17 protein-coding genes and 1 pseudogene are annotated in these 25,789 nt (G+C 62.7%); 6 read left to right on the top strand and 12 right to left on the bottom strand.

What is annotated here, in order from left to right; genetic code table 11:
- Positions 1-334 precede the first annotated feature (334 nt).
- The gene (locus A6E15_RS14830; protein WP_076147312.1) at positions 335-1,402 is read right to left on the bottom strand and encodes an anthranilate phosphoribosyltransferase; all 1,068 of its coding nucleotides are present in this window, start codon (positions 1,400-1,402) and stop codon (positions 335-337) included.
- A 173-nt stretch (positions 1,403-1,575) separates the two neighbouring features.
- Between A6E15_RS14830 and ahbB the strand changes: the two genes are divergently transcribed.
- The 3 genes from ahbB to A6E15_RS14815 all read left to right on the top strand — a co-directional run bounded on the left by ahbB (position 1,576) and on the right by A6E15_RS14815 (position 3,938).
- Positions 1,576-2,616, top strand: a complete 1,041-nt coding sequence (ahbB, locus tag A6E15_RS14825) for a siroheme decarboxylase subunit beta (protein WP_076147310.1) — start codon at positions 1,576-1,578, stop codon at positions 2,614-2,616.
- 99 nt (positions 2,617-2,715) lie between these two features.
- Positions 2,716-3,315, top strand: a complete 600-nt coding sequence (locus tag A6E15_RS14820) for a hypothetical protein (RefSeq protein ID WP_084177374.1) — start codon at positions 2,716-2,718, stop codon at positions 3,313-3,315.
- Between the two features lie 59 nt (positions 3,316-3,374).
- Positions 3,375-3,938 carry a hypothetical protein gene (locus A6E15_RS14815; RefSeq protein WP_076147306.1) on the top strand — a complete coding sequence of 188 codons (564 nt, stop codon included), beginning with the start codon at positions 3,375-3,377 and terminating at the stop codon, positions 3,936-3,938.
- A 96-nt stretch (positions 3,939-4,034) separates the two neighbouring features.
- Here the strand turns inward: A6E15_RS14815 and A6E15_RS14810 are convergent, their stop codons facing one another.
- The 6 genes and pseudogenes from A6E15_RS14810 to A6E15_RS21465 form a co-directional block, all read right to left on the bottom strand.
- Positions 4,035-7,109, bottom strand: coding sequence for an FAD-binding and (Fe-S)-binding domain-containing protein (locus A6E15_RS14810; protein ID WP_076147305.1), 3,075 nt, complete (start codon positions 7,107-7,109; stop codon positions 4,035-4,037).
- A 341-nt stretch (positions 7,110-7,450) separates the two neighbouring features.
- Positions 7,451-8,332, bottom strand: a complete 882-nt coding sequence (locus A6E15_RS14805) for a 3-hydroxyacyl-CoA dehydrogenase family protein (RefSeq protein WP_076147303.1) — start codon at positions 8,330-8,332, stop codon at positions 7,451-7,453.
- 489 nt (positions 8,333-8,821) lie between these two features.
- The gene (locus A6E15_RS14800) at positions 8,822-9,808 is read right to left on the bottom strand and encodes an asparaginase (protein ID WP_076147301.1); all 987 of its coding nucleotides are present in this window, start codon (positions 9,806-9,808) and stop codon (positions 8,822-8,824) included.
- Between the two features lie 211 nt (positions 9,809-10,019).
- Complete coding sequence (locus A6E15_RS14795; RefSeq protein WP_175607287.1) at positions 10,020-11,789, bottom strand: Na+/H+ antiporter NhaC family protein; 1,770 nt, start codon at positions 11,787-11,789, stop codon at positions 10,020-10,022.
- A gap of 199 nt (positions 11,790-11,988) precedes the next feature.
- A complete protein-coding gene (locus A6E15_RS14790) occupies positions 11,989-12,753 on the bottom strand; it encodes an IclR family transcriptional regulator (protein WP_076147299.1) in 765 nt (254 codons plus the stop codon).
- Positions 12,754-13,190: 437 nt separating this feature from the next.
- Positions 13,191-13,637 (bottom strand): annotated as a pseudogene (locus tag A6E15_RS21465) (IS6 family transposase); the annotation flags it as partial.
- An 885-nt stretch (positions 13,638-14,522) separates the two neighbouring features.
- On the opposite strand from A6E15_RS21465, the gene A6E15_RS14780 reads away from it, so the two are divergent.
- Positions 14,523-15,665 (top strand): thiolase family protein, encoded by a 1,143-nt coding sequence (locus tag A6E15_RS14780; RefSeq protein WP_076147297.1) that lies wholly within the window; start codon positions 14,523-14,525, stop codon positions 15,663-15,665.
- A gap of 163 nt (positions 15,666-15,828) precedes the next feature.
- Here the strand turns inward: A6E15_RS14780 and A6E15_RS14775 are convergent, their stop codons facing one another.
- The 4 genes from A6E15_RS14775 to A6E15_RS14760 all read right to left on the bottom strand — a co-directional run bounded on the left by A6E15_RS14775 (position 15,829) and on the right by A6E15_RS14760 (position 22,059).
- On the bottom strand, positions 15,829-16,968 hold the full coding sequence (locus A6E15_RS14775; protein WP_076147296.1) for an acyl-CoA dehydrogenase family protein: 1,140 nt from the start codon (positions 16,966-16,968) through the stop codon (positions 15,829-15,831).
- A gap of 129 nt (positions 16,969-17,097) precedes the next feature.
- Positions 17,098-18,666, bottom strand: a complete 1,569-nt coding sequence (locus A6E15_RS14770) for a class I adenylate-forming enzyme family protein (protein ID WP_076147295.1) — start codon at positions 18,664-18,666, stop codon at positions 17,098-17,100.
- Between the two features lie 174 nt (positions 18,667-18,840).
- Complete coding sequence (locus A6E15_RS14765) at positions 18,841-20,991, bottom strand: TRAP transporter permease (RefSeq protein ID WP_076147294.1); 2,151 nt, start codon at positions 20,989-20,991, stop codon at positions 18,841-18,843.
- Between the two features lie 12 nt (positions 20,992-21,003).
- Positions 21,004-22,059 (bottom strand): TAXI family TRAP transporter solute-binding subunit, encoded by a 1,056-nt coding sequence (locus A6E15_RS14760; RefSeq protein ID WP_076147292.1) that lies wholly within the window; start codon positions 22,057-22,059, stop codon positions 21,004-21,006.
- A gap of 353 nt (positions 22,060-22,412) precedes the next feature.
- On the opposite strand from A6E15_RS14760, the gene A6E15_RS14755 reads away from it, so the two are divergent.
- A complete protein-coding gene (locus A6E15_RS14755; protein WP_076147290.1) occupies positions 22,413-23,576 on the top strand; it encodes an acyl-CoA dehydrogenase family protein in 1,164 nt (387 codons plus the stop codon).
- Positions 23,577-23,839: 263 nt separating this feature from the next.
- A complete protein-coding gene (locus tag A6E15_RS14750; RefSeq protein ID WP_076147288.1) occupies positions 23,840-24,604 on the top strand; it encodes an IclR family transcriptional regulator in 765 nt (254 codons plus the stop codon).
- Positions 24,605-25,416: 812 nt separating this feature from the next.
- Here A6E15_RS14750 and A6E15_RS14745 read toward each other — a convergent pair.
- Positions 25,417-25,779, bottom strand: a complete 363-nt coding sequence (locus tag A6E15_RS14745) for a hypothetical protein (protein WP_076147286.1) — start codon at positions 25,777-25,779, stop codon at positions 25,417-25,419.
- Between the last annotated feature and the right edge of the window lie 10 nt (positions 25,780-25,789).

The following is a 25,789-nucleotide window of genomic DNA, read 5'->3' as shown; positions in this document are numbered from 1 at the left end:
GTAAATGGTAATATCCGGAAAAGGTACTAGAGGTTACACAACCGTGCGTTCTCGGGATGACGTAGAAAACCGCTCCAGCGGCCTTCGAGGTGGTTCGATTCAGCGATAGCGCCAGAACACCTGGTATCGGTCGCAAACGGGCAGAGCTGCCAGCCGAACCCGTATCGCGCCGTTACACGCGCGAAATCGGGAGTCGTTGTCGTCTAACGGTGGCGCCGATATATACAGCCGAGTAATTGCTACGGTATGTGATCTCTTCCGAACGCGGTCGATAGGTCGACCCGACGACTCACTCTGTCGGATCGAAACGATCGGCGAGCGGCCCGGCGTTCGGTTAGAACGCCTGCAGGTCCTCGAGGACGGCCTGTGCGCTGCCGTCGGCGATGACCTCGCGGGCCCGCTCGAGGCCCGCGTCCAGGCTGTCGACGTCCTGGCGGGCGTGCATCCGGAACGCGCCGTTGAGCGCGACGGCGTCGGCGAAGTGGTCCTCGCGCTCGCCGGAAAGCACCTCGGCAGTGATCGTCGCGGAGTCGGCCGCCACGTCGTCGACGGCGAGGTCCTCGCGTTCCATCTCCATGCCGTACTCGGCGGTCTCGATCTCGTAGTCGTCCAGTTCCTCACCCCTGCTCCACTCGGCGACTTTCGTGTAGCCGGGGCGGATGTCGTCGTACCCCTCCATCCCCTGGAAGAAGATGGCCCGCGAGTAATCGAGTCGCTCGCTCTCCCGGATGAGGTCGATCATCTTCCGCGCGAACGCGAGGTGGTAGAACGAGCCCAGGTGGACGTCCGCGTTCGCCGGGTTGGCCACCGTCTCGATCGTGTTGACGAACGTCCGGACACCCATCTCGTCGCGGCGGTCGAAGAGGTCGTCGATTCCGGGGTTGAACGCGGGCTGGTAGTAGAAGCCGAAGCCGGTCTCGTCGACCATGTCGGCGCTCTCGTCCGGCTCGAGTGCCGTGCGGATACCGAGTTCCTCGAGGACGTGTTTGTACGGCGTCGCCTTCTGGGAGGGGACGCGGTCCCCGGAGTGGACGACGACCGGCGTCCCGGCCGCGGCGGCGACGACGCCGGCACCGACGCCGAGGATGGCGGAGGTGTCCTTGCCGTCGTAGTTGGCGCCGCAGTCGACCGGATCACACTCGGGTTCGGCGGTGACGACCGACGCCTCGCGCATGACGTCGGTGTAGGCCGCCAGCTCCTCGGAGTTGTTGCGCTTCCAGCGGTTCGCCAGCCAGAACGCACCGAGGGTGGTCTCGTCGGGTTCGCCGGCCAGGATCCGCTGGAAGGCCTCGCGAGCCTGCTCGCGGTCCATGTTGTCGGCCGATTTGGGGCCGGAACCGACTACCTCCGTCATCAGGCGTTTCAACGGCCAGTCGCCGAACTCTTGGGATGCCTGCGCCATAGCTGGGGCTTCGGACGGACACCGCAAAAATCCCGCGTTTCCGGTCTTCCCGTGGCCGTCAAACGACGGGTCGCCGTCGCTCGAGCGCTGTGACTCCGCGGGCGCTCGTTCGCCGCTCCCGGCCGCCGAGACGACCCGAAAACGATACGGTCCCCTTCTCCCTAGAACGACCAATGAGTGCTCTGTCGGGGAACTGGCGCGACGCCATCGACGACGTGGACGCGGCGCTGATCGACGGCTATCAGAGCGGGTTCCCGATCGAGGAGCGCCCGTTCGACCGCGTCGGTGCCGACCTCGGGATCGACGAGTCCGCCGCGGTCGACCGCGTTCGAGCCCTCCGAGAGGCGGGGATCGTCCGCCGGTTCGGGGCCGTCCTCAACCCGCCCGTGATCGGCTCCTCGACGCTTGCCGCGATCCAGGCCCCCGAGGATCGCTTCGACGAGATCGCGGCCGTCGTCAACGAGTACCGGCAGGTCAACCACAACTACGCCCGCGACCACGAGTGGAACATGTGGTTCGTCGTCACCGCCGGCTCCCGCGAGGCCCGCGACGAGATCCTCGCCGAGATCGAGTCTCGAACCGGCTGTGCGGTGTTGAACCTGCCGATGCTGACCGACTACTACATCGACCTCGAGTTCCCCGTCGTCAACGCGGACCGCTTTGCACGAGAGTCCCTCGAGGACCGCACCGACTCCTCGGCGACCCGGATCAGCGAGTCGGCGACGGGCGATCTCTCCCCGCTCGAGGCCGATCTCCTGCTCGAGATCCAAGACGGCTTTCCCCTCTCTGCGACGCCGTACCGGGACATCGCCGCGGCGCTCGACGCCGCCGTCGAGGACGTCCTCGCGGCCGTCGAACGCCTGCTCGCGACCGGCTGTATCAAGCGGATCGGCTGCGTGATCAACCACGTCGCCACGGGCTTTGACGCCAACTGCATGGTCGTCTGGGACGCTCCCGACGACGACCTCGACGCGTGGGGCGAGCGGGCGGGCGGGTTGCCCTACGTCACCCTCTGCTATCACCGACCCCGCCGGCCCGAGCAGGACTGGCCGTACAACCTGTTCACGATGATCCACGGCCGCGATCCCGAAGCCGTCGACGAGAAGATCGACGAACTCGCCGCCGACTACCTCCCCGTCGACCACGAGCGGCTCTACTCGACCGAGACGCTCAAACAGACCGGCGCGCGTTACGACGACCTGCTCGGCACGTAGCCGGGCGCATCGACCGCTCTCGTCGCCGACACCGCCGCTCGAGACCGCCTCGAGGCGCGGGAAACGTATTTCCCTTCTCGTCCCTTACGAAGGGTCACAATGATGGCGACGACCCACGCGCTGTTGGGACTGGCCCTGGCGCTGCCCCTGGTGGCGGTCGCTCCGGACCTCGCGCCGGCCGCGTTCCTCGCGGGACTGGTCGGCGGGGTGGCTCCCGACCTCGACCTCTACACCGGGCACCGGAAGACCCTTCACTACCCCGTGTACGGCTCCGTCGCGACGGTGCCGGCGGTCGTCCTCGCGGCGCTCGTTCCCACGCCCCTGACGGTCGCGATCGCCGTCGGTCTCGCGGCCGCGGCGCTCCACGCCGTCGCCGACGCGGCCGGGAGCGGCCTCGAGTTACGGCCCTGGCAGGGGACCTCCGAGCGGGCGGTCTACAGCCACTATCACGGTCGCTGGGTGCGCCCGCGGCGGTGGGTCCGGTACGACGGCGCGCCCGAAGACCTCGGCGTGGCCGGGGTCGTGGCCGTGCCGCTCGTCGCACTCGGCGACGGCCCCGTGACTGCCCTCGCGGTCGGCCTCGTCGCGGTGTCGGCCGTCTACGTCCTGTTGCGGAAACCGCTCGCGACCGTCGCCGAGCGACTCGTCGCCGCCCTCCCGGCGTCGGTTCGACCCTACGTCCCCGCGCGGTATCTGTGACGCGAGGGCCGTACGACTGAACGACATTTTTATCAGTCAGTACTTCAACCGATTCCGTAATGAACGGAGAGCGAGCGGCCGAACGCGGCGTCCGAGCAGGACTCGTCGCCGTACTCGTGGCGGGCGTGCGACGACGCGATCCGGGCGCGGTCGTCAACGCCGTCGTCGCGTTCGCGGCGACGTACGCCCCCGATGTCGTCGAGCGCGTCTTCGGACTCGAGTTTCGACCGTGGCAACGCGCGTACGTCGACGGCGCGATGCTCACCCACGCCGTCGGCATGCTCGGCCCCTACGACGACGTCTGGTGGTGGGATCACGTGACTCACGCTCATTCGTCGACGCTCGTGGGCAGCGCCGCCTTCGCGGCCGCCCGTCGTCGCGGTGCGGATCCTCGCCCACGCGTCGTCGCCGCCGTCGCCATCGCTGGCCTCTGCTGGGAACTTCTCGAGTACGTTATCCACGCGACGGCAAAGCGCCTCGGGCTCGAACCGGTACTGGTCACCTACGGCAAACGCGACACCGCGTTGGATCTCGTGTTCAACTTCGTCGGGGCCATCGTCGTCCTCCTGCTGGGCGATCGCGCACTCGAGAACTTCGCTCGGACGCCCGGGACCGACGACTGATCTGAACTCCCCCCGGATACGGACTACTGAACGTCGGTTCCGGTGCAACCGCGACCGCCCGACGGCCGAACCGGGACCCCGTTCCGGCGGCCCGTCTCACTCGAGCGCCTCGGCGACGACCTCGATCGGCGTCGGCGGCTCCGCGGGGGCGTCCGGCCGGTTCTCGAGTTGCGTGCGACAGGACGCGCCGGGAGCGACGACCCGATCTCCGGGACTGTCCTCGACTTGCTCGTAGAGGATGTCGGCGATGGCGTCGCTCATCGACGCGTGTTCGGACTCGTAGCCGAAGCTGCCGGCCATCCCGCAACAGCCCGAATCGAGCGGGTCGACGGCGTAGCCCGCCCGGCGAAGGACGCCGACGGCGTGGTGGTCTTTCGCGACCGACTTCTGGTGACAGTGGCCGTGATAGACCAACTCGTCGGTGGTCGCCCGTTCGTCGAACGCGATCGCCTCGTCCAGCCGGAAGGTATCGAGGTACTCGCAGACGCCGTACGTACCGCCCGCCAGCCGCTCGGCGGCGTCCGAGCCGAGCAGATCGCGGTAATCGGACTGGAACATGACCGCGTCGGAGGGCTCGACGACGACCACGTCCCAGCCGTCGGCGACTCGCGGCTCGAGCGCGTCGACGTTCGCCCGCGCCGCGTCCCTCGCTTTCTCGAGAAACCCCTTCGAGAACGCCGGCCGGCCAGTGTCGCCGACGTCGTCGGGGACCGCGACGTGGACGCCCGCGGCCTCGAGGACGCGGACGGCCGCCTTCCCGGCCTCGGGGTGGCTGTAGTTGGTGTAGGCGTCGGGGTAGAGGACGGCCTTGCGGGTCGCGCTGCGCTCGCTGATTCTCGCGCCGCCTCGCTCGTGGAACCAGTCCCGGAACGTCTTCGCGTGAAACGTCGGCAGCGGCCGGTCGGAATCGATTCCGAGGGTCGCCTCGAGGGCCGTCCGAGTACCCGGAAGCTTCGGGAAGACGTTCGACAGCGGCGCGAGCCGGCTCCCCCACTTCGAGAGGGTCGCGACGTTGGCGAAGAGCCGATCGCGGATGCTCGCGCCGTTTCGCTGGTGGTACGCGTGGGTGACCTCGGCTTTGAGCTTCGCCATGTCGACCTCGCTGGGGCAGTCGATGGCACAGCCCTTGCAGCCGATACAGAGGTCCATCACCTCCTCGACGAACTCGTCGGAGACCGCACCGTCCGGATCGAGGTCGCCGCTCATCGCCTGTCGAAGCGCGTTGGCCCGGCCGCGGGTGGCCGTAACCTCCTCGTGACTCGCGCGGTAGGTCGGACACATCACGCCGCCGGTCGTCGACTGCTCGCCCCGACAGCCGCCACAGCCGTGACAGAGTTCGACCATCCCCTGCATCCCGTTGTCGTCGTCCCATTCGAGGGTCGGCTCGAAGCCGGCGTCGAACTCGTAATCGGGATCGAACCGCAGGTTCTCCCGGAGGTCGGTCGGCTCCGCCTCGCGGAAGACGACCTGGCCCGGATTCAGGATCCAGTCGGGGTCGAACGCCGTCTTGAGGTTCCGGAACGTCTCCCAGAGATCGTCACCGTAGCGCTTGTGGTTCCACTGAGTGCGGGCGCGGCCGTCGCCGTGTTCGCCCGAGACGGAGCCACCTAACTCGACGACGAGATCCGTCACGTCGTCGGCGATACCGTGGAACTGCTCGAGGCCCACCTCGGTCTTGGTGTTTACCAGCGGCCGGACGTGAAGCACGCCGGGCCCGGCGTGGGCGTAGAAGCTCGCGTAGGTGTCGTGGGCCTCGAGGATCGCCTCGAAGCGCTCGACGAACTCGGGGAGCCTCGCGGGTGGGACCGCGGTGTCTTCGATGAACGAGATGTGTTTCGCGTCGGTCGTCCGCGAGAGCAGGATCGGGAGCCCGGACTTGCGGAGCTTCCACAGTTTGGCGCGCTCGTCGTCGTCGTAGGCCTCGAGCGCCGCGAGCGCGAGGGGCTCGGCGTCGCTTTCCGGTGCGGCGTCGGCCGGCTCTCCCGCCGTCGTCGTCGACGGAACGCGGTCGGCCAGCAGACCCGCGACCTGCTCCTCGCCGTGGTCCGTGTCCGCGGCGTAGAACTCCACGAGCAGGACGGCGTTGGTCCCCTCGGGGAGGATCTCGGTGACGGGGCCGAACTCCGCGGTGTCGCGAGCGAGGTCGAGTAATACGTCGTCCAACACCTCGACCGCCGCGGGGTCGTGTGCGAGGATCGGCTCGACGTCTTCCATCGCCTCGTGGAGGTCGCGGTAGCAAAGCAGGGAGACGGCCTTGGTCTCGGGGACCGGCTCGAGCGAGACCGTCGCCTCGGAGACGATCGCCAGGGTACCCTCGCTGCCGGCCAGCAGCCGCGCGAGGTTGACGGTGCCCGGCTCGCCCGCGTCCTCGCCACCGGGTAGCTCGTCGCCGCGGGCCTCCGCGACGAGCCGATCCAGGTTGTAGCCCGAGACGTTACGCTTGAGGTCCGGATAGGCCTCCGCGATCAGGTCGGCCTCGTCCGCGAGGATCCGCTCGACCTCGGCGTAGATCCGGGCTTCGAGGTCGCCGTCGGGGTCCGCTCGCTCGCCGATCTCCTCGAGGGTCACTTCGCCGAACTGCGTGACGGTACCGTCGGCGAGGACCGCTTCGACGTCCTCGATATAGGCGTCGGTCTTGCCGTACTGCAGCGAGTGAGCGCCCGTCGAGTTGTTTCCGATCGCGCCGCCGATGGCGCTCTTGTCGCCCCACGCGGGGTCGGGGGCGAACTTGAGATCGTGGGGGGAAAGCGCCTCGTTCAGCGTCCCGAGGATCGTCCCCGGCTGGACCGTCGCGGTCCGGGCCTCGGGATCGATCTCGCGGATCTCGTCCATGTGTCGCGTGAAGTCGAGCACGACGGCCCGGTTGACTGCCTGGCCGGCGAGGCTCGTCCCCCCGCCCCGCGGGAGGACCGGAATCTCGCGTGCCGCGCAGTACTCGAGGATCCCCGACACGTCGGCCGTCGACTCGGGGAAGGCGACCGCGATCGGGGTCACCTCGTAGGGGCTCGCGTCGGTCGCGTACAGCTCCCGGGAGTAGGAGTCGGCCCGCACGTCGCAGTCGACGAGCGCCTCGAGGTCCGCGACCAGCGCCGGCCGGTCGACATCGTCGCTCCGGTAGTCGTAGTTCGCGCGCCGGTCGGCGGCCGGGTCAGCGCTCGGCTCGAGGAACATACGGTCTCTTTGCACAGGCACGGCCAAAAGCGCCCGCATTGGCGACAGTACCGTGGCTCGATGGCGAAACTGCAGGTCACGAGTCGATGGGAAGCGGCCGGACGGCGGCTCTCGAACCGTCCGGCCCGCACCTGGGAGAGAGGTACCGGGAGTGGTGACCGAGTCGAAAAGTGGCCCCGTCGTTTTCCCACGTGCGCCCCCGGGGCCGCCGTCCGATCTCACGGACGGTACTTCCACGTACGGGCGACACCGCAACAAGCGATCTGCCTAACTGGTTGGGGATCCGGGCGCGCTCGAGCGGCGACCACTGCGGCCCGCACACCGCGGCCGTCCGATCGCCGTTACTCGTCCCAGTCGCCGCTCGTGCCGACGCGCTCGCCGTCCTCCCAGACGTAGTAGCCCTCGCCGGTCTTCTTGCCGAGGTTGCCCGCTCGGACCTTCCGGCGCAGGGATTGGGGCGGCTTGAACCGCTCGCCGAGTTCCTCGCGGAGGTGTTCGGCGATGTGCAGACGGACGTCCAGCCCGACGTGGTCGGTCAACTCGAGCGGGCCCATCGGGTGGCCGTAGCCGATCTCCATCCCCTCGTCGATGTCCGCCGGGCTCGCGACGCCCTGTTCGACCATCCGGATCGCCTCGAGGCCCAGTGCGAGGCCGAGCCGCGAGGTCGCGAAGCCGGCCGTGTCCCGGACGACCACGTCCTCTTTCTCGATCCCACGGACGTAGTCGACGGCGACCTCCTCGGTCCGTTCGTCGGTCTGCTCGGCGATGACGATCTCGACGAGGTCCATGATGTGCGGCGGGTTGAAAAAGTGCAGGCCGACCGCCCGTTCCGGCTTCTCGAGGGCGCTTGCCATCTCGGTCACCGACAGCGAGGAGGTGTTCGACGCGATGATCGTGTCCTCGCCGGTCGCGTCCTCGACGTCCGAGAACACCCGCTGCTTGAGGTCCATGTCCTCCGGCACCGCCTCGACGACCAGATCGGCGTCTTCGACCGCCGCCTCGAGGTCGGTCGTTCCCTCGATTCGCTCTAAGGCCGCCTCCATCTCCGATTCGGTGAGCTTGTCCCGGTCGACCCCGCCCTGGAGGTTCTCGCGGATCCCCTCGAGGCCGTCCTCGACGAGGTCGTCCTCGATGTCGCGGAGGACGATGTCGTGGCCCGCCGTCGCGGAGACCTGTGCGATTCCGTGTCCCATACTCCCGGCTCCGAGAACTGCGATTTGCATGTTCGAACCCACAGACGATGCGATCAAAAGCGTTCCTATCACTCCCCAGTGGCCAGCCGCCGACGCCTCCCCGCGGCCGACTTATGTCGATGACAATAATTCTTGTCTTCTGGTTAAAAATAGGTACTATATGACATCTGAAATTATACGATCAATAGGATGAGGCACCCATTGGAAGTAGTATACTCCCTCGACTAGCAGCGTTTGCCACTAAATACCGGTCTTCTGCCGCGCTGTACTCCGAGTGGTTCACAGTGACTCGGTCGACGATTCGGGACCGTTTCGACTCGAGCTAGCTACGATGATATGTGTGAATCCAGTGTATTATCGCTCAATTACAGTTCAGATCATTGCGACCATCGAATGCGTCCTCGTCACTCGCGGTCGGGTTTGCCAGCGTTCGCTTGGGGTCGTCGACCACCAGTCGTTATCTGGCTCAGTACATGTGCTTTCGATCATCACTTCAGATCGCTATTTTGAAAAATTCTGTCACGCATATCCATGTCCGTCGATTTGGCTGGAATCAAACGCATCTAAAACCGTATCTCCTGATTGCTGTGACAGAGCGACCAGGAGTTTGATTCGGGCCTTGTGGGCCGGAAGGTTCGATGCGAACAGCACGCCCTCTTCCTCGAGAGTTGCGCCACCGCCTTTGGAACCGTACACTGGCGAGACGACGCCGTTGCGACACCGCGTCGAAATAACGACGACAACGTCGTTATCAACGGCGTCACCGATGGAATCTGCAACGTTTGCGGGAACATTTCCGAGTCCAAGTGCATCGACGACGATTCCATCGACGCCGCGATCGATGGCGTGACTGATCTGTCTCCCGTCGGTGTCCGTCGATGTCGATACGATCTCGACGGTCGCCGTGATCTCTCGTGTGGGGAGTGTCACCGATAGGCTCTTGGGTCGACGGTAGAACCAGAGACCGTCCGGTGTTCGATCGGCGACCGGTCCGTAGTTGCCCGAACCGTACGCGTCGGGATTGCTGCTATGTTCTTTCGTCACTGGTCGCGCTGCGTGAAGTTGGTCGTTGAAGAAGACGTAGGCACCCGTCCGAACGTGGTCGTGACTCGCTGCCGCGAGGGCTCCGTAAATGTTCGCCGGCCCGTCGGGACTACGGCTATCGTACGGTCGTTGTGCGCCAGTGAGGACGACTGGGACGTCGACGTCGAGTACGAGGTCGAGGTAGTACGCGGTCTCTTCGATCGTATCGGTCCCGTGGAGGACGACGACTCCGTCGATATCGTCGTCGACGGCTCGTACACGATTACTCAGTGTCTCGAGGTCGTCGATTGTCAACTCCGAACTCGGGGCTTGCGTGAGTTGCTCCAGTTCGATATCGACGTGTTCGAACGTCTCCGGATAGGCCTGCACTAACTCCTGTACTGACTCGGTCGGGACCGTCCCGGTGTCGCTCGAGGTACTCACGATCGTGCCGCCGGTAGCAATGACGTACACAGTCGACATACGTCGTACTGCCCGAACAAAACCTATATCGATTGTGATTGATATTGGCCACGACGATCCCTTCTTAGCAAGGGAATCCCGCCGTTTACTGCACGAAGAGTATCTCGACGAATCGTTCGTGTTGGCTCTGGTACCTTGACGAGACGTATCTGGACACACTTCCGCTCCTTTCTTCACTAAAAACGCTGAGACGGACGTACCGATCCTCGCCCTAGAAGCCGAGGGTCATAAACCCGAATACCAGGCAGAGATAGGCGATAACGATCCCGACTGCGGTCAGCGGGATCGATTCAACGAAACTGTACCGTCCGTTGACCCGCGTTCCGTCGGTTTTCCCTCCGTTTTCGATCGCGTCGACGTCGATTTCACCCTTGTCGATGGCTTCGGTAGTCGGCATGACTTCGGGCAGATTCTTGCGGCGAGCATCGAACTTGTTCAGCGCGATGACAGCGCCCGCAGTGAGGACGACTGATAGCGGGAGTAACACCAGCGGCGACGTCACACCGACTGCGTACAGGAGCAACATTAGGACCGTCACGCCGGCTGCGGTCATGGCGAACGGAATCTGTGTCGTCACGTGATCGATGTGGTCCGAACCGGCGAAGATCGACGACATGACGGTGGTATCACTGATCGGTGAGACGTGATCACCCCAGATCGCGCCGCCGAACAGCACTCCCATGAGAACCGGAAGGATCGACAGTCCGGACATTTCGTAGCCAAGCGGAATCGCGAGCGGGGTCAGAATAGCCATGGTCCCCCACGACGTTCCCGTCGTAAATGCGATGAACATCGCCGCAAGGAAGATCAGCAGCGGTAGGAACGAGCCGGGGATGCTACTGTCGACCATGACGTCAACGATATACTGGGCGGTTCCGACCTGCTCAGCGGCGTGACCGATACTCCACGCGAGGACAATGATCGCGGCCGCGATCATCATCGTCTTGAACCCGCTAATCACGGTATCGCTCGCTTCCTCGAGGTCCATGGTTCCGAATCCGACGGCACCGAGCATGCCGACGGCCATGAACGCGAACGAACCGTATAGGAGACCGAGTGCAACATCGGTTTCCTGGAACGCAGTCGCGATATCGACACCGGACTGGTGGCCGCCACCGAGCCACCACATCGAGACGAGTCCGACGACCAGCAGCGACAGAATCGGCGCGAAGAAATTGATCAGCGTCGGGTTCTTCTCGCTCGGCTCACCGACGTCGGTCGTGATGTCCGAGAGCGGCGTCGCGTCGTCCCGGCGAGTTTTCTTTTCTTTGCGCGAACGCCACTCCGCGTCCAGCATCGGACCGTAGAATCGCTGCGTAATCGAAATGAACCCGACCATAAAGAACGCCAGGAAACAGTAGATGTTCCATGGAATGCTCTGAAGGAAGAGTCCGAATGCAGTGATGCCGACTTCTTCGGCGGTGAACCGGGCGGCTTCGAACCCAACGATGATCATCGATACCTGGTACCCGATCCAGTTCGAGACGGGTCCGAATGTCGTCACCGGCGAAGTCGTCGAGTCCAGCACGTAGGCGTGCATCTCTCGAGAGGTATTGTTTTCCTGAGACAATTCACGAGTCGCGTTTCCGGTCACGATGGTGCTCGTATACGAGTCAAAGAAAATGAAAATCCCAATGAGCCACGTGAGGATCTGCGAGTCTCGTGCCGTGTTCACTCGATGACCGATCCAGTTCTGGAGCGCGATGATCCCGCCTGACTTGTAAATAAACGCGGCACCAGCGCCCATGAACATAATCAGGATCAGAAACTTGGTGTCAAACGGTGATCTGACGACCTCGACGATCCAGTCCATTGATAGCGCTGTTGCTGCGATCGGATTCCAGTCGGCGATCAGCAACGCACCGATCCATACCCCGGCGAACAACGACACGAGTACCTGGCGCGTATACATCGCGAGTGCGATCGCGAGAATCGGCGGTGCTAGCGCTAGTGCCGCAATCGGAAGGGATTCGTATGACATACACACCCACTGTTTGAGTTGTACTATTTTAATCTTTTGAAGGAAAATCGGGAGAGCGCGCAGATGGGTGCATGTAGTGCCGTTCTCTACGGGATATTCAACGGATATCGCTGGAAAATCTATACGTACACCATTCAACTTGCCCGTATCGCGGCTACAATCGATCGATCATCGACTCTCCCGTCGATCTCGGGGTCGATTACAGGAGTTCCTGTGAGACCAGTTCTGTCTCGAAATTCGGGACGACTCGCTGCAGGATATCGGGAAATTCCTGGTGGAGGTCGGCGTCTTCGATCCGGTACGCTGGACCGGAGATGGTGAATCCGCCGATGACGGCCCCATTGGGGCCCTCGGCGACGACACCGGCAACGCGTTTGCCCGGAATCGACTCTTGATCGTTGATCGCGTAGCCCCGTTCCCGGATGCGCTCGAGTTCGGCATCGAGTTCCCCTCGTGACGTGATCGTCTCCTCAGTCAGTTCCGGGAAGCCCCACCGGTCGTCGATTTCGTCGATGCGTGACTCCGGCAATCGAGCGAGGATCGCCTTTCCGATGGCCGTCGTATGCATGTACTCGTAGTTGTTGAGCCGAGAACTCGGCTTGGCGGAACTACCGACCGAATCAAATAGCGTCACGATGCGCCCATTCTCCTCGATTCCGAAATCGGATTCCTCGTTCGATTGCTCGGCGAGTTCGATGACGTACTTGCCCGCCAGTTCGTATACTTTGCTGCGGTTTCGAACGTACATCCCGATGTGATAGAACCGCGCCCCGAGTCGGTATTCGTCGCCCTCGGAGGTGACGTAGCCGTGTTTTGCGAGGGTATAGAGGTGTTTGTAGACAGCACTCTCGGATAACTCGAGTGCCGCCGCGAGTTCTGCTGGCGTTGCCCCGTCGAGTTCCTGAATCGCCTCGATTATTGCTAACGATGTTTCGGTCGTCGTCAGAAGTTGGCTCCCAGTCATATTTTCTCCGTACGTTTGAGCCCCTATAAATCCATGTATAATAGAATCGCTGCCATTCAGCATAGCGACAACCCACGATGACATCGATAGTTGTCCCTCCCTTGCTCGGTACGAGTAGTCTGAAGATCGTGCGTCGTGATTTGTCGCTTTTCCGCTTCTTGGGAGAAATTGGCCGTCTTCGGTATACCATCCAAATCGTTGAACCGGCAGACGGGTAATTTGTCTTCCCTGCCCCATCGCTTCGACCCACTACTATTACACCCATATATATGTAAATATATCCGCCCCGACCAACCGAAGAACTGCGCTAGGAACAATTCCATGTATGAAAGAACAAACTCACGACCGGAGTGGGCACAGTCCGAAATCAGATACCACCCTAATTTGTATTTGTGTGTATTCAGTAACCGCTCTCGGTATCGACAACTGGGCATTATCTAGTTCTGTACCTCCTCGACTGGGGTTTTCAATCGAGACTTCAACACGGTCGTTGATGGTTATAGTAGTGTCTGAACTGCTCAAGGCTCTCTCGGATGATTGCCCGACTGCTCACTCACAAATTGTGGAAGCGGTGACTCTCATTTTGAGAGTGTGGGGCTACTTTCCGATGCGGTTTCGATCGACATAGTTGATCCGGCCACTCGAACCGACCCAAAGAGGGCAGTCCGATAGCCGAATCGACTGACGAGAAACTCTGCCTTGGAAAAATCGTTTTTTCGCGGAGTTTCTGCAGAAGTTCAGCTGCCGGTCCGTATCATATTGACCAACTAACACAACGTTGAGAATCAACTTTGTCTCGATGTCTATTGCAACATACAACCAAGACTACTCGTCGTTGATCTTGATAGCGGTTCATCAACAGCGACCTGCGATGGTGTCGCCGTCCCAGATCAATTACTACCAATTTTATATATAATATCTAATTCATATATTTTGTATCGAGTTACAAAGTCGATAATAGATAAGTAGCGACGAAAAGCGGATCGACAGCTGATAACTGGGAACCAGTCGGGTCATATCGAACCGTATGAGGTCACAATCAGGCCGATATTATCGAACTGACTCCACGTAGCTATCGATCCTGAAACGAACGCTTCCCCTATGAAATGCTTATCTCGACGCGTACCGTCATGTTTGTGGGAATAATTCTGAACGAATTCGAAGCGAAATGCGATGGCGGAGACGCCGTGTTCTCGTCGATTCAGAACTGTGGCTCAACGCAGACTCTCTGGTCACGGACTCCGATTTCGATGCGAAAAACACGGATATCGAACCGCTATTGGACATCATTTCTGATATATGAATCCATAACTACCAGATCAATTACTTTTAGAGGCACTAGTCCGGCAACCGATGGAGAATCGTAACATGTCTGTCGGTACCGATAGAAATAGCTAGTCTAAACAACGCCTCTCCGAGAGCAAGAGCGTCCAACTGATCGCCGACCGGTACGTGGCGAGCGAACCGCAGCGGTAATGGCGATCGACAGTACTGTTATCACCGGAGAATCTACAGGGTGGCCGAACGGAGTCGCTCGAAGGCAGAAGTGGCTGGCATTCTCTGCCGGTTGTGCGAGCCAAACGGTCATTTACTTCATCCCGTTGCTGTCCTATAGTAGCAACTGCAACGATTGACATACTGATCGCAACGCTGTTGTGCGAGCAGGTGTGCAATGACTTTCAGTTGCTACTTACCGGTTCGCCGTTCAGGCCGCCGATGCGGCGAGAACGGTGCGTCTTTACCGCTGTAGCGAGAGGGAACAGTTACCAATGAGCGATCGCCAGCCAGTCGTCGTGCAGGCAGTCAGAACTCCGCAGGGGAAACACGGTGGCGTCTTCGCCGAGACCGGCAGCGAGGAGCTGTCGGTACCGCTCGTCGACGAGATGCTCGAGCGGACGGGCCTTACCGGCGAGGACGTCGACGATATCCGGTGGGGGTGTGCCAAGCAGGTCAACGAGCAGAGCAACAACATCGCGCGGGTGATCGCCCTCCTGTCGGAACTGGGCGAAGGGGTTCCCGGCACCACGATCGACCGGCTCTGTGCCTCCTCGGCGGAGGCGATCATGAGCGCAAGCGACGCCGTCCGGGCGGGCCAGCGCGACGTGATCGTCGCCGGCGGCGTCGAGAACATGTCCCGCAACGAGCGCCGGAAGGGGATCGACTCCTACGACGGCATCGCAGAGCAGTACGACGCGGCCGGGCTCGCGATGGGCCAGACCGCCGAGAAGGTCGCTGAGGAGTTCGACATCAGCCGGGACCAGCAAGACGAGTACGGTTCCCGGAGCCAGCAGCGCGCGGTCGAGGCGACCGAGGCGGGCACGTTCGACGCGGAGATCGTCCCGATCGAAACCGAGGACGGCACGATCACCGAGGACGAGGGTCTCCGTCCCGGCACGACCAAAGAGAAGATCGCCGGTCTGTCGCCCGCCTTCGAGGAAGACGGCACCGTCACCGCCGCCAACGCCTCGCAGGTCTCCGACGGCGCCGCCGGCGTCCTCATCACGAGCAAGGAGTTCGCCGAGCGTGAGGGCCTCGAGATCATGGCCGAAATCGAGGACCACAACGTCGCGGGCGTCGATCCGACGATCATGGGGATCGGCCCGGTCCCCGCGGTGCGGGGGATCTGGGAGCGCAACGGCCGGTCGGCCGACGACTACGACCTCGTGGAACTCAACGAGGCGTTCGCGAGCCAGACGATCTACTGCCGGGACGAACTCGGCTTCGACGACGACCGGTTCAACGTCAACGGCGGCGCGATCGCCATCGGCCACCCGCTGGGAGCTTCCGGTGCGCGCCTCCCGGTCACGCTGATTCACGAACTCCAGCGCCGCGGCGGCGGGCTGGGGCTCTCGACGATGTGCGTCGGCTACGGCCAGGGCGCGGCCGTCGAGTTCCGCGTGCCCGAGCAGTAGCGACGCCGCTCCGTTCGCGACCGGCCGTTCACCGGTTCTGATCGGATTTCGTTTCCACCGGCTAATCGTCCTCGAGAGCCGTTAGACGGTTGTCTCGGCGGTCGGCAAACACCGCGAAAAAACAGCGTGGATCCGCGGTCGAAGCCGCGATCGTCGGACCGGTCTAGAGGATCTGGTCGGCGATGATGTTCTTCTGGATCTCGCTGGTGCCCTCGTAGATCTTCGTGATGCGGGCGTCGCGGTAGTAGCGCTCGGCGGGGTAGTCCGTGACGTAGCCCGAGCCGCCGTGGACCTGAATGCCCTCGTCGGCGACTTCGACCGAGATTTCGGAGGCGAAGTACTTCGCCATGCTCGAGTACTGCGCGGCGATGTCCTGATTCTCCTGCTCGACCTGGGTCGCAGCGCGGTAGGTCAGCGAACGGGCGGCCTCGACCTTGGTGGCCATCTCGGCGATCTTGTGCTGGATGGCCTGGAAGTCCGAGATCTTCTGGTCGAACTGCTCGCGCTGGTTGGCGTACTCGATGGCGGCGTCGAGCGCGCCCTGTGCGGCGCCGACCGCCTGAGCGGCGACGCTGGTGCGGCCGGAGGCGAAGAACTCCATCAGCTGGTAGAAGCCCTTGTCGACCTCGCCGATGACGTTGTCCTCGGGGATGCGGACGTCGTCGATGACGACCTCGGCGAGGTCCGAGGCGCGGATCCCGAGCTTGTTGTCGATCTTGTCGGTCGAGACGCCGTCGCGGTCCATCTCGACGAGGAATGCGGTGATGCCCTTGTGGCCCTCGCCGGGGCTGGTCTTGGCCATACAGACGCCGACGTCGGCGACGGTTCCGTTGGTGATCCACATCTTGTTGCCGTTGAGGACGTACTCGTCGCCGTCCTTCTCGGCGACCGTTTCGATGCCGGCGACGTTCGAGCCGTGGGCGGGCTCGGAGATCATCGAACAGGAGGCGGTCTCGCCGTTGGCGATCTGGGGCAGCCACTCCTCTTTCATCCACTCGTCACCGAACTCGATGATCATGTCCGTCCCGAAGCCGGCCGAGCCGACGGCGCTCCCGATCCCGGGGTCGGCGCGCCAGAGTTCCTCGGTAACGATCGTCGAGGAGATCTTGTCCATCCCGGCCCCGTCGTACTCGAGCGGGATGTTCGGCGCGACGAAGTCGTATTCGGCGGCTTTCTTGCGGAGCTCCTCGGGATATTTCCCCTCCTGGTCGTGTTCCTCGGCGACCGGCTTCATCTCGTTTTCTCCGAACTCGCGGACGGCCTCGCGGATCGCTTCGTGCTCGTCTGACAGCTGGAACGTCATAATAGGTTGCTTGGGGTCGTCTTACAAAGTAGCTTCGGATGTATTCCCCGGTTGGTTTTGGTAACTCGATCGCCGGACCGCGGGTCGAGATGGAAACCGATGCCGGTAGTCGAGGCGCGACTCGACCGTCTACTGCTCGCTCTCGTCCTCGCCGCGGAGTTCGAACTTCTGGACCTTTCCGGTCGTGGTACGGGGTAGTTCCTGGACGAACTCGACCTCGCGGGGGTGTTTGTACTCCGCGAGGTTCTCGAGGCAGTACTGCTTGATTTCTTCCGGCGTCACCTCGGCGTCGGGCGTCGTCACGACGAACGCCTTCACGGTCTCGCCGCGGCGCTCGTCCGGCACCCCGACGACGGCGGCGTCGGCGACGTCCGGATGCTCGAAGAGGAGTTCCTCGACTTCGCGCGGATAGACGTTGTAGCCGCCCGTGACGATCATGTGCTTCTCGCGGTCGACGACGTAGAAGAAGTCGTCCTCGTCCCAGTAGCCGATGTCGCCGGTGTGGAACCAGCGCTTGCCGTCCTCGTGGGTGAAGGCCTCCTCGTTGGCCTCCGGCAGGCCGTAGTACTCCTTCATCACGTTAGGGCCGTGGATGACGAGTTCGCCGGTGACGTCACGCAGGTCGGCCTCTTCCTCGTCGATCGGTCCCTCCTCGACGCGGGGGACCGTCTCGAAGTCGTCGTCGACGATCTTCGCCTCGACGCCCTCGAGGGGCTGGCCGATGCTGCCCTTCCGGCGGTTCTCGTTGGTGTTGGCGTGGGTGACCGGGCTCGTCTCGGTCAGGCCGTACCCCTCGTTGAGCTGGACGCCCCACAGCTCCTCGAACCGCTCTAAGACCTCCAGCGGGAGACTCGAGCCGCCGGAGTTGGCAAAGCGCAGGGATTCGAACTCGTAGCGCTCGGCCTCGGGGTGGTTGATCATGTCGTTGAACATCGCGGGGACGGCGAACATGACGGTGATCTCGTCGTCCTCGAGCTGGTCCATCACCTCGGTGGCGTCCCACTTCGGCACCGGGTGGTAGGTGCCGCCGCTGTACATCGCACCGTTCATGACGACGGACATGCCGTAGATGTGGAACAGCGGGAGCGTCCCGATGAGCCGGTCGGAGGCCTGAAAGCCGCCCGGCGGGATGACGGCGTTGGCCCGCGTCGTAAAGGCGAGGTTGTGATGAGTCAGGAGGACGCCCTTCGGCGTGCCCGTCGTCCCGGACGTGTACGGCTGGACCGCGACGTCGTCGTCGTCGCGGTCGACGACGGCTTTGGTGTCCTCGGCGAGGAAGTCGTCGAACTCGGTCGCGCCGTCGACGTCGGCCCCGACGCTGACGACCTGTTCGACGTCCGTGTCGTCCCGGACCTCGAGGACGTTGGGAACCAGATCGGCGAGCGCGACGACGGCCTTGGCCTCGCTGTCGCCGAGCATGTGACTGATCTCACGGGCCTTGTACTGGGGGTTCATCGGGACGATGATTCCGCCGGCACGCAGGGTGCCGTAGAAGGCCGTGACGAACTGCGGCAGGTTCGGCAGGTAGATACCGACGCGGTCGCCCTCGCCGATGCCGCGGTTCTCGAGGGCCTGTGCGAACTGTCCGGCCCGCTCCCAGAACTCGGCGTAGCTCAGTTCGGTCCCTTCGTACGCGATCGCGGGCGATTCCGGGTTCGCATCGACGGTCTCTACGACCTCCGTCACGAGGTTTGTCATACCTTGTGTATGGTTACCCGGGTCGCAAAAGGGTTGTCACTCGGCGAGCCGATTTATTTCGGTTGTCTCGAGCGCCGAGCGATCCGGATTGCTGTAGGGTTCCCGGTGCAACCGCCGCCCGGGTCGCGGTTGCGCCGGCAATGACGGACCCGTGTGAAACGGCGTCGGAATCGGCTAGTCGCCCTGTGGCGAGGACGACTTGGTCCGCTCCAGTGCCGCCTCGTGGTCGTAGCCGGCAACGAGGTTCGCGTACCCGAGTCCGGCGAAGATCGCGAGTCCGCCGACGAGTTGGATTCCAAGATCGATTGTCGGAGTCGTGGTCAGTAGCGGGGCGATGAATGCTCCACCGAACATCGCGGCGAGGGCGGCGACGAGATAGAGTACTCGAGCTGGAACGGACAGCCAGTGTGCGCCGTCGAATCCGACGGTCACGACGACCAGTGCCGTCGTCCCTGCCAGCACGAGTGGAAGCGCAATGATCGTTTCGGGGATCGACCAGTAAATGAGGCTGTTGTTCGTGATGAACGCAAAGGGGATCACGAAGCCGGGTGCGCCGATCCGAAGCGCCTGCACGCACGACCGGGGAAAACTCGAGTCGGCGATGCTCGAACCGATCGCGACGGAGACTGCGACCGGCGGCGTAATCGCCGACAGCATCGCGAAGTAGAACACGAACATGTGAGCAGTGATCGGCGGAATACCGACGGCGATGACGCTCGGGACAATCAGCATGGCGACGAGGATGTACGCCGCCGGCGTCGGCATGCCGAGCCCAAAGAGGATGCTCGAGATCATGGCCATCACGAGCAAGAAGAAGAGGACTCCGCCAGCGAGAGACACCATCTGCTGGCTGATCGCGCCCGCGAGACCGGTACCCTCGACCATCCGCAAGATGATTCCGAGCGAGCCCAGAATGCCGACCAGTGGTGCCATCTCCACGCCGCCCTGCTTGAAGCCGTCGAGCGTCTGCTTGGTCGTTCCAAGAACGCTCCAGCCGATATCGCCGAGCGACACAGCGTCAGTGTTGGCCTCGAGAGAGCCGTTCGAGACTCCGACGTCAAGGACGTCGACGAGGACGTTCCGGACGTACATCACGCCGACGATGGTAATAATCGTATACAATCCCGCCGCCAGCGGCGTGAACCGAAGGATGACGAGCGTGTACATCAGGACGGCAAGCGGGATCACAAAGTGCAGTCCGCCCAGTAGGACGGTGTAGTCGAACGGTTGGATCTCGTCGGTCGTCCAGCCGAACTTCAATACGAGGAGGTAGACGGCGACTCCGACGCTGAGATAGAACAGCGCCGCGGGAATGATCCCGGCGCGGATGATCGTCAGATAGGAGACGTTGAGGATGTCGGCCATCAGGAACGCCGCCACGCCCATCACCGGCGGGAGCATCTGTCCGCCGCTCGAGGCGACGGCCTCGATGGCGGCCGCGAAGTCCTTGCGGATGCCTTGATCTTTGATCATCGGGATGGTAAAGGAGCCGGTCGTCGCCGTGTTCGCTGCGGCGCTGCCGGTGATCGATCCCATGATCATGCTGGCGACGACGGCGATCTGGACGACGCCGGTTCGGAGGCTCGTCCCCATTTCCCGGCCGACATCGAGTACGTAGTCGAGCGCCCCGTAGGCCTTCGCAATGCCGGCGAACATGATGAAGATCGCTACCCAGGTCGAGCCGATACGCAGGATGAAGCTGTACGTCCCCATCAGCCCAATGGCACCCTCGCGGGAGATCCGGGCAATGCTCATGCCGCTATGGTTGAAGATGCCGGGTAGCAGTGGGCCGACGAACGCGTACACGAGCGAGAACACGATGACGGACGTAAAGATGTAGCCGAACGCTCGACGCGTTGCGTCGGTCAAAATGAGGATGATACCCAAGCCGACGAGGATATCCAGCGTCGTGTACCCGACCGTGTAGGCGGATTGGAGTCTGCCGAAGTTGAAATGCACGTACCCGGTCACGAGCAGCGATGCGATCGCGATCGCGACGGCGATCACTGCGAGGAGTCGGGCGCCGTTGCGACGGACCGCCGGCGAGTCGGGAACGATCGTGTTCGAGATGCGTCCCGTAAACGGTTCCGCAACGAGATACTCTTTGGCCTGCATCAAATAATAGAGGGCCAACCCGATTCCAAGAAAGATGTTCGCGTATACCATCGGCTCCGGGAACCGAAGCGTCCGCGCGTAATCGATCGTCAGGACCGTCAGCGCGACGCCGAAGAGATAGATGAGTCCGGTAAGGACATCGACGACGCTGAGTTCACGCGGCGACGGGAGGGTATCCCGAATCCGATCTCGAGGTGTAGCAGCACTCATGGTGTGTTCTCGCTATTCCTCACCGCGAACGAAGTCGTCGGACCACAGTCCCTTCTCCTCGTAGAAGTCGGCCGCGGCCGGGTGGAACGGGAAGTCGTCGTACATCCGCGTCGTCCACCACTCGTCCTCCATGTAGTACCCGAGGTACGGATGGTCTTCTTTCATCGACTCGCGGTACTCGTACATCGTCTCGAGGAAGCTGTAGATGTAGTCGTACTCGTGATCGTTACGCACGACGAAGTTGTACGGAATGTTAACTCCCATCGCCTCGTCAGGGGCGTGTGCGTACCCACTCAAGCTGTCCCGGGTCATGTCGATCGGCTCCATCGGGACGCCGGCGTTGCTCTCGAGTTCGTCGACGGCGTCGTCGGGCCACTCGAGGACACGGGTGTCGACGGTCTGTTTCATCTCTTGAATCCAGGAGGCCTCGAAGTCGAAGTTCGAGATCGTCACGACGCCGACGTCGAGTTGGCCCTCCTGCATCGCCCCGGCCTGCTCGCCGTAGCTGACGCTTATCTGCTCGTAGTCATCGGTAACGGTGCCAAGCGCCTCGGTAAGCGTCTCTCGGGTACCCGACTCACCCGGCGTCGGGGACACCCGGGCACCGGATTCGATATCGGCGATCGACGTCCAGTCGTTGTTGGTCACGAACAACCACGGGAGGTCGTTGTAGTGGAAGATCTGATTAGGGGTGTAGTCGAGGGATCCGTAGGGCTCGTTGCCGTTCAGGATCTTCCGAGCCGATCGATGCTGGATCATCCCGATATCGGCCTCTCCGCGGCCGAGTCGACCGATGTTGTCTTCGGTACCCTGACTCGGCTGTGCCTCCACGTCGAGATCGTCGGCGTTCTCGTCAACCGTCGCGGCGATCCCCTGACTGGCCGCGTAGGTTCCCGTTTCCGATTCCGCCGTGACGATCGTGAGCTGTGAATCATCGCCACTGCCACCACCGACCCCCTCGTCGAGAGAGTCGAGACAGCCCGCGAGTGCGGCTGTGGTGCCGAGTCCAGCGGCGAGGAACGTTCGACGATTCGTGCGGTTACCAATTTGGTTGCTGTCGTCTACCATGGTATACACCGTTATAGTATCTGCTCTTAAGTATAACGATATGAGCCAATCACCGGGCCGTCATTTTCGTCTGTAATTTGCCCGTGTGCAAAACAACTACCGCACTGTGTAGGTCGAGAGCTAAATCCCGAAAAAGACACTGATTCGGTTCGACGGAGTTGTCGATCTGTTGACCCTCTTGACAGCGCCTTCGACATGGCTGCCGCCAACACGAGCAGCCGTTCGAGCGGATCTTGGTACGCTGATTCCATGGGCCGCTGTCCGTCGAACGTGCTGACTCTCCGTTGTTCGACGTTCGTTCACGTGACAAGCGGTATCGCAATACCTATTGTGCCATTCCCGTAGGTCTAGGTATGCTGGATTTCGTTCAGCTCGAGGAAGATCTCGACCAGGAAGAGCGGATGATCCGGGACACGGCCCGGGAGTTCGTCGACGAACACGTCAAGCCCGACATCGGCGACCACTTCGAGGCGGGGACGTTCCCGAAGGAACTCATCCCGAAGATGGGTGAACTCGGCTTCTACGCCCCCAATCTCGAGGGCTACGGTTCGCCGAACGTCTCCGAGACGGCCTACGGACTCCTGATGCAGGAACTCGAGGCCGGCGACTCGGGATTGCGCTCGATGGCGTCGGTTCAGGGCGCGCTGGTGATGTACCCGATCCACGCCTACGGGAGCGAGGAGCAGAAAGAGGAGTGGCTGCCGGAGATGGGGCGGGGCGAAGCGATCGGTTGCTTCGGCCTGACCGAACCCGAACACGGCTCGAACCCGTCGGCGATGGAGACCCGCGCCGAGCGCGACGGTGACGGCTACGTCTTGAACGGCTCCAAGACCTGGATCACGAACTCGCCGATCGCCGACGTGGCCGTCGTCTGGGCGCGCGACAAGTCGGCGGCGGACGACCCCGTTCGCGGGTTCCTCGTCGAGACCGACCGCGACGGCGTCACGACCAACAAGATCGACGACAAGCTCTCGCTGCGGGCCTCGATCACGGGCGAGATCGGCCTGAACGACGTCCACGTCCCCGAGGAGAACGTCCTCCCGGGCGTCGAGGGCATGAAGGGGCCGCTGTCCTGTCTCACGCAGGCCCGCTACGGCATCGCCTGGGGTGCCGTCGGGGCCGCCCGCGACTGCTTCGAGGAGGCCCGCCAGTACGCGAAAGACCGCGACCAGTTCGGCGGCCCGATCGGTCGGTTCCAGCTCCAGCAGCGCAAGCTCGCGGAGATGGGTACCCAGATCACGCTGGCGCAACTGCTCGCCCACCGGCTCGCCGAACTCAAAGAGCGCGGCGAGATGCGGCCACAGCACGTCTCGATGTCGAAGCGAAACAACGTCCGCATGGCGCGCAATCAGGCCCGTATCGCCCGCGAGATGCTCGGCGGCAACGGCATCACCACCGACTACTCGCCGATGCGGCACATGTCCAACCTCGAGACGGTCTACACCTACGAGGGAACCCACGACATCCACACGCTCGTCCTCGGCGAGGAGTTCACCGGTATCTCCGCCTACCAGTAACGCCGCGTCGACGACTCTCGTTCTCTTCTGCTCCTTTTGCGCACCGTCCTATAGTAGCTCTTGAAACGATTTACACACCGATCACAACGCTGTCCTGCGATCGGGTGTGCATTGACTCTCAAGAGCTACTATAGCCACCGGTTTCGCTCCGGCTGGGATTCCCTCGACCGAACCGCATCGACTCCGGAAACGAGTGTCCCGCTTGCCAGCATCTCCGTCCCAGTATCCGAAATATTAATTGTGTCTTCCGAACAGTATCGCACATGGGCACGGATCGAGACGGGGACGACGGGGCCGGCGTTTCCACGACGCGGAAGACGTTCCGACTCCTCGAGACACTCAAAGACGAGGAAGGCGTTACTATCGCCGACCTCACCGAGCGGACGACCCTTCCGAAAAGCACCGTCTACCGCCATCTCCAGACGCTGACGGAGTTGGGGTACGTGATCGAACGCGATGGTCGCTACTACGTCGGGTTCCGGTTCGTCGAGCTCGGCGAACAGGCCCGATCCCGGAAGGCGGGATACACGGCCGCGAAGCGAGCGGTATTCGAACTCGGCAAAGAGACCGACGAACGCGCGGTATTCATCGTCGAAGAGGACGACGACGCCGTCTACGTCCACCGTTACGGCAGCCTCTCGAACTCGATGATCGGCCAGCGCCGCCCGTTGCACTCGATGGCTTCCGGGAAAGTGATTCTCGCGGAGTGGGACGACGACGCCGTCGCGAACTACGCCGAGCGGACCGGCCTCGAGGCACACACGTCGAACACGATTACCGATCTCGGCGCGCTCTTCGACGAACTCGAGCGGGTTCGGGACCGTGGCTACGCGGTGAACGAACAGGAACACATGGAGGGGCTACGCGGAATCGCCGTTCCCGTCTATACCCCCCACGACGAGTTCCTCGGCTCCCTGGCCGTCTTCGGGCCGACCAGCCGGTTCACCGACACCTACGTTCATGACGATCTGGCTGCCCGCCTCCGGGACAAGGCCGGCGAAATCAAAGTCACGCTCGCGTACGGCTGATGGTGCCGTTTCGTCATCAGCCCGCCGTCCGACCTCTGTTTCACTGGCCGGAACACGGCCGATCGTTCCGCCTCGAGTGGCCGGAAGATCCGTCCTTTCTCCCGGTCTCTAGTCTATTCGTTCTACTATACGGGATTCGACTTTCGAAAAGTGCCGACAGCCGCCGTCAGCACCGAACCGGCTTTTCCCCGCCTCGCGGGATGGCACACGCGATGACCGAGACGACGGCCCCAGACCGCACCCGAAGGTGGTGTGGCTCATCCGAATGGACGGGCTCGAGGTGATCGGCGACGTCCCCGAGGCCGGAACGTACGATTGTGTCGACGCATAGCGTATTCGTCACCGTTTGCTATCGAACGTGAGTAAACGGTGATACGAATGCCGTACTGGTAGATCGGCGTGCGTGAGATACGTCCGAGTACTCCTCGCCGTTCAACGGACTGGGCCAGTTGCCGACAGTCCACTCGAGGCCGACGACGGCGACCAGAGCCGAGTTCGCCGTCCACGCGTAGGTGCGGACGAGCGAGTGACCATCGAAAACGGCCGCTCGATCACTCGAACTATACAGTCATATATCTGTAATCGATTGTGTAACGGTCGAGCGACTGCCCGGACCGGCGACACTGACCCCGGTCCGCCAGCGGCGACACTGCAGGATGGGAGGATGCGTTTCCCGAGTCCGACCGTGACTCGTCCGGTTTGCTGTCCCGGTGCAACCGCAGCGCGGTCGCGGTCCCACCGGTACTGACTTACATAAACCGTATCTCGGGGCCCGAAGCGGAGCAACGACGGTTCGTCCCGGCCCGTACCGATCACGGTATCAACGGCGTGAGCAGCGGTTCGCGGGAGACCAACAGGACGACGTTGTTGCTCGCGAAGAGAGCATAGCAGCCGACGACGGCCACGACAAAGACGACGTCGAACGGCCTCGAGAGGACGTAGCCGATCACGAGTACGGCGGCGGCGTAGATGACGGCGGCGAGGACGACGCCGGCGAGCCCGAAGAGATCGTGGAGGAAGACCGTTACTGGGTTGAGTTCGTAGGCGTACGGAACGGTGAAAAAGATCACCGTCGCGACGAGGTCGACGAACCAGACGGCGAAGAAGGCGGCGCGCAGGCTGGTGGTGCCAGGCCGATCCAATCCGATCCCGGACGCGTCCGCTGTGTCCACCATCGTGTTCGGA

Origin of the sequence: Natrinema saccharevitans, assembly GCF_001953745.1 — an archaeon.
Lineage (GTDB): Archaea > Halobacteriota > Halobacteria > Halobacteriales > Natrialbaceae > Natrinema > Natrinema saccharevitans.
The sequence above is the reverse complement of the archived record's forward strand: the minus strand, read 5'-3'. Positions and strand labels throughout refer to the sequence as shown.

Coding starts and splice junctions, on each gene's coding strand:
- A6E15_RS14830 (WP_076147312.1), bottom strand. CDS start 1,402: ATGGCGCAGGCATCCCAAGAGTTCGGCGACTGGCCGTTGAAACGCCTG.
- ahbB (WP_076147310.1), top strand. CDS start 1,576: ATGAGTGCTCTGTCGGGGAACTGGCGCGACGCCATCGACGACGTGGAC.
- A6E15_RS14820 (WP_084177374.1), top strand. CDS start 2,716: ATGATGGCGACGACCCACGCGCTGTTGGGACTGGCCCTGGCGCTGCCC.
- A6E15_RS14815 (WP_076147306.1), top strand. CDS start 3,375: ATGAACGGAGAGCGAGCGGCCGAACGCGGCGTCCGAGCAGGACTCGTC.
- A6E15_RS14810 (WP_076147305.1), bottom strand. CDS start 7,109: ATGTTCCTCGAGCCGAGCGCTGACCCGGCCGCCGACCGGCGCGCGAAC.
- A6E15_RS14805 (WP_076147303.1), bottom strand. CDS start 8,332: ATGCAAATCGCAGTTCTCGGAGCCGGGAGTATGGGACACGGAATCGCA.
- A6E15_RS14800 (WP_076147301.1), bottom strand. CDS start 9,808: ATGTCGACTGTGTACGTCATTGCTACCGGCGGCACGATCGTGAGTACC.
- A6E15_RS14795 (WP_175607287.1), bottom strand. CDS start 11,789: ATGTCATACGAATCCCTTCCGATTGCGGCACTAGCGCTAGCACCGCCG.
- A6E15_RS14790 (WP_076147299.1), bottom strand. CDS start 12,753: ATGACTGGGAGCCAACTTCTGACGACGACCGAAACATCGTTAGCAATA.
- A6E15_RS14780 (WP_076147297.1), top strand. CDS start 14,523: ATGAGCGATCGCCAGCCAGTCGTCGTGCAGGCAGTCAGAACTCCGCAG.
- A6E15_RS14775 (WP_076147296.1), bottom strand. CDS start 16,968: ATGACGTTCCAGCTGTCAGACGAGCACGAAGCGATCCGCGAGGCCGTC.
- A6E15_RS14770 (WP_076147295.1), bottom strand. CDS start 18,666: ATGACAAACCTCGTGACGGAGGTCGTAGAGACCGTCGATGCGAACCCG.
- A6E15_RS14765 (WP_076147294.1), bottom strand. CDS start 20,991: ATGAGTGCTGCTACACCTCGAGATCGGATTCGGGATACCCTCCCGTCG.
- A6E15_RS14760 (WP_076147292.1), bottom strand. CDS start 22,059: ATGGTAGACGACAGCAACCAAATTGGTAACCGCACGAATCGTCGAACG.
- A6E15_RS14755 (WP_076147290.1), top strand. CDS start 22,413: ATGCTGGATTTCGTTCAGCTCGAGGAAGATCTCGACCAGGAAGAGCGG.
- A6E15_RS14750 (WP_076147288.1), top strand. CDS start 23,840: ATGGGCACGGATCGAGACGGGGACGACGGGGCCGGCGTTTCCACGACG.
- A6E15_RS14745 (WP_076147286.1), bottom strand. CDS start 25,779: ATGGTGGACACAGCGGACGCGTCCGGGATCGGATTGGATCGGCCTGGC.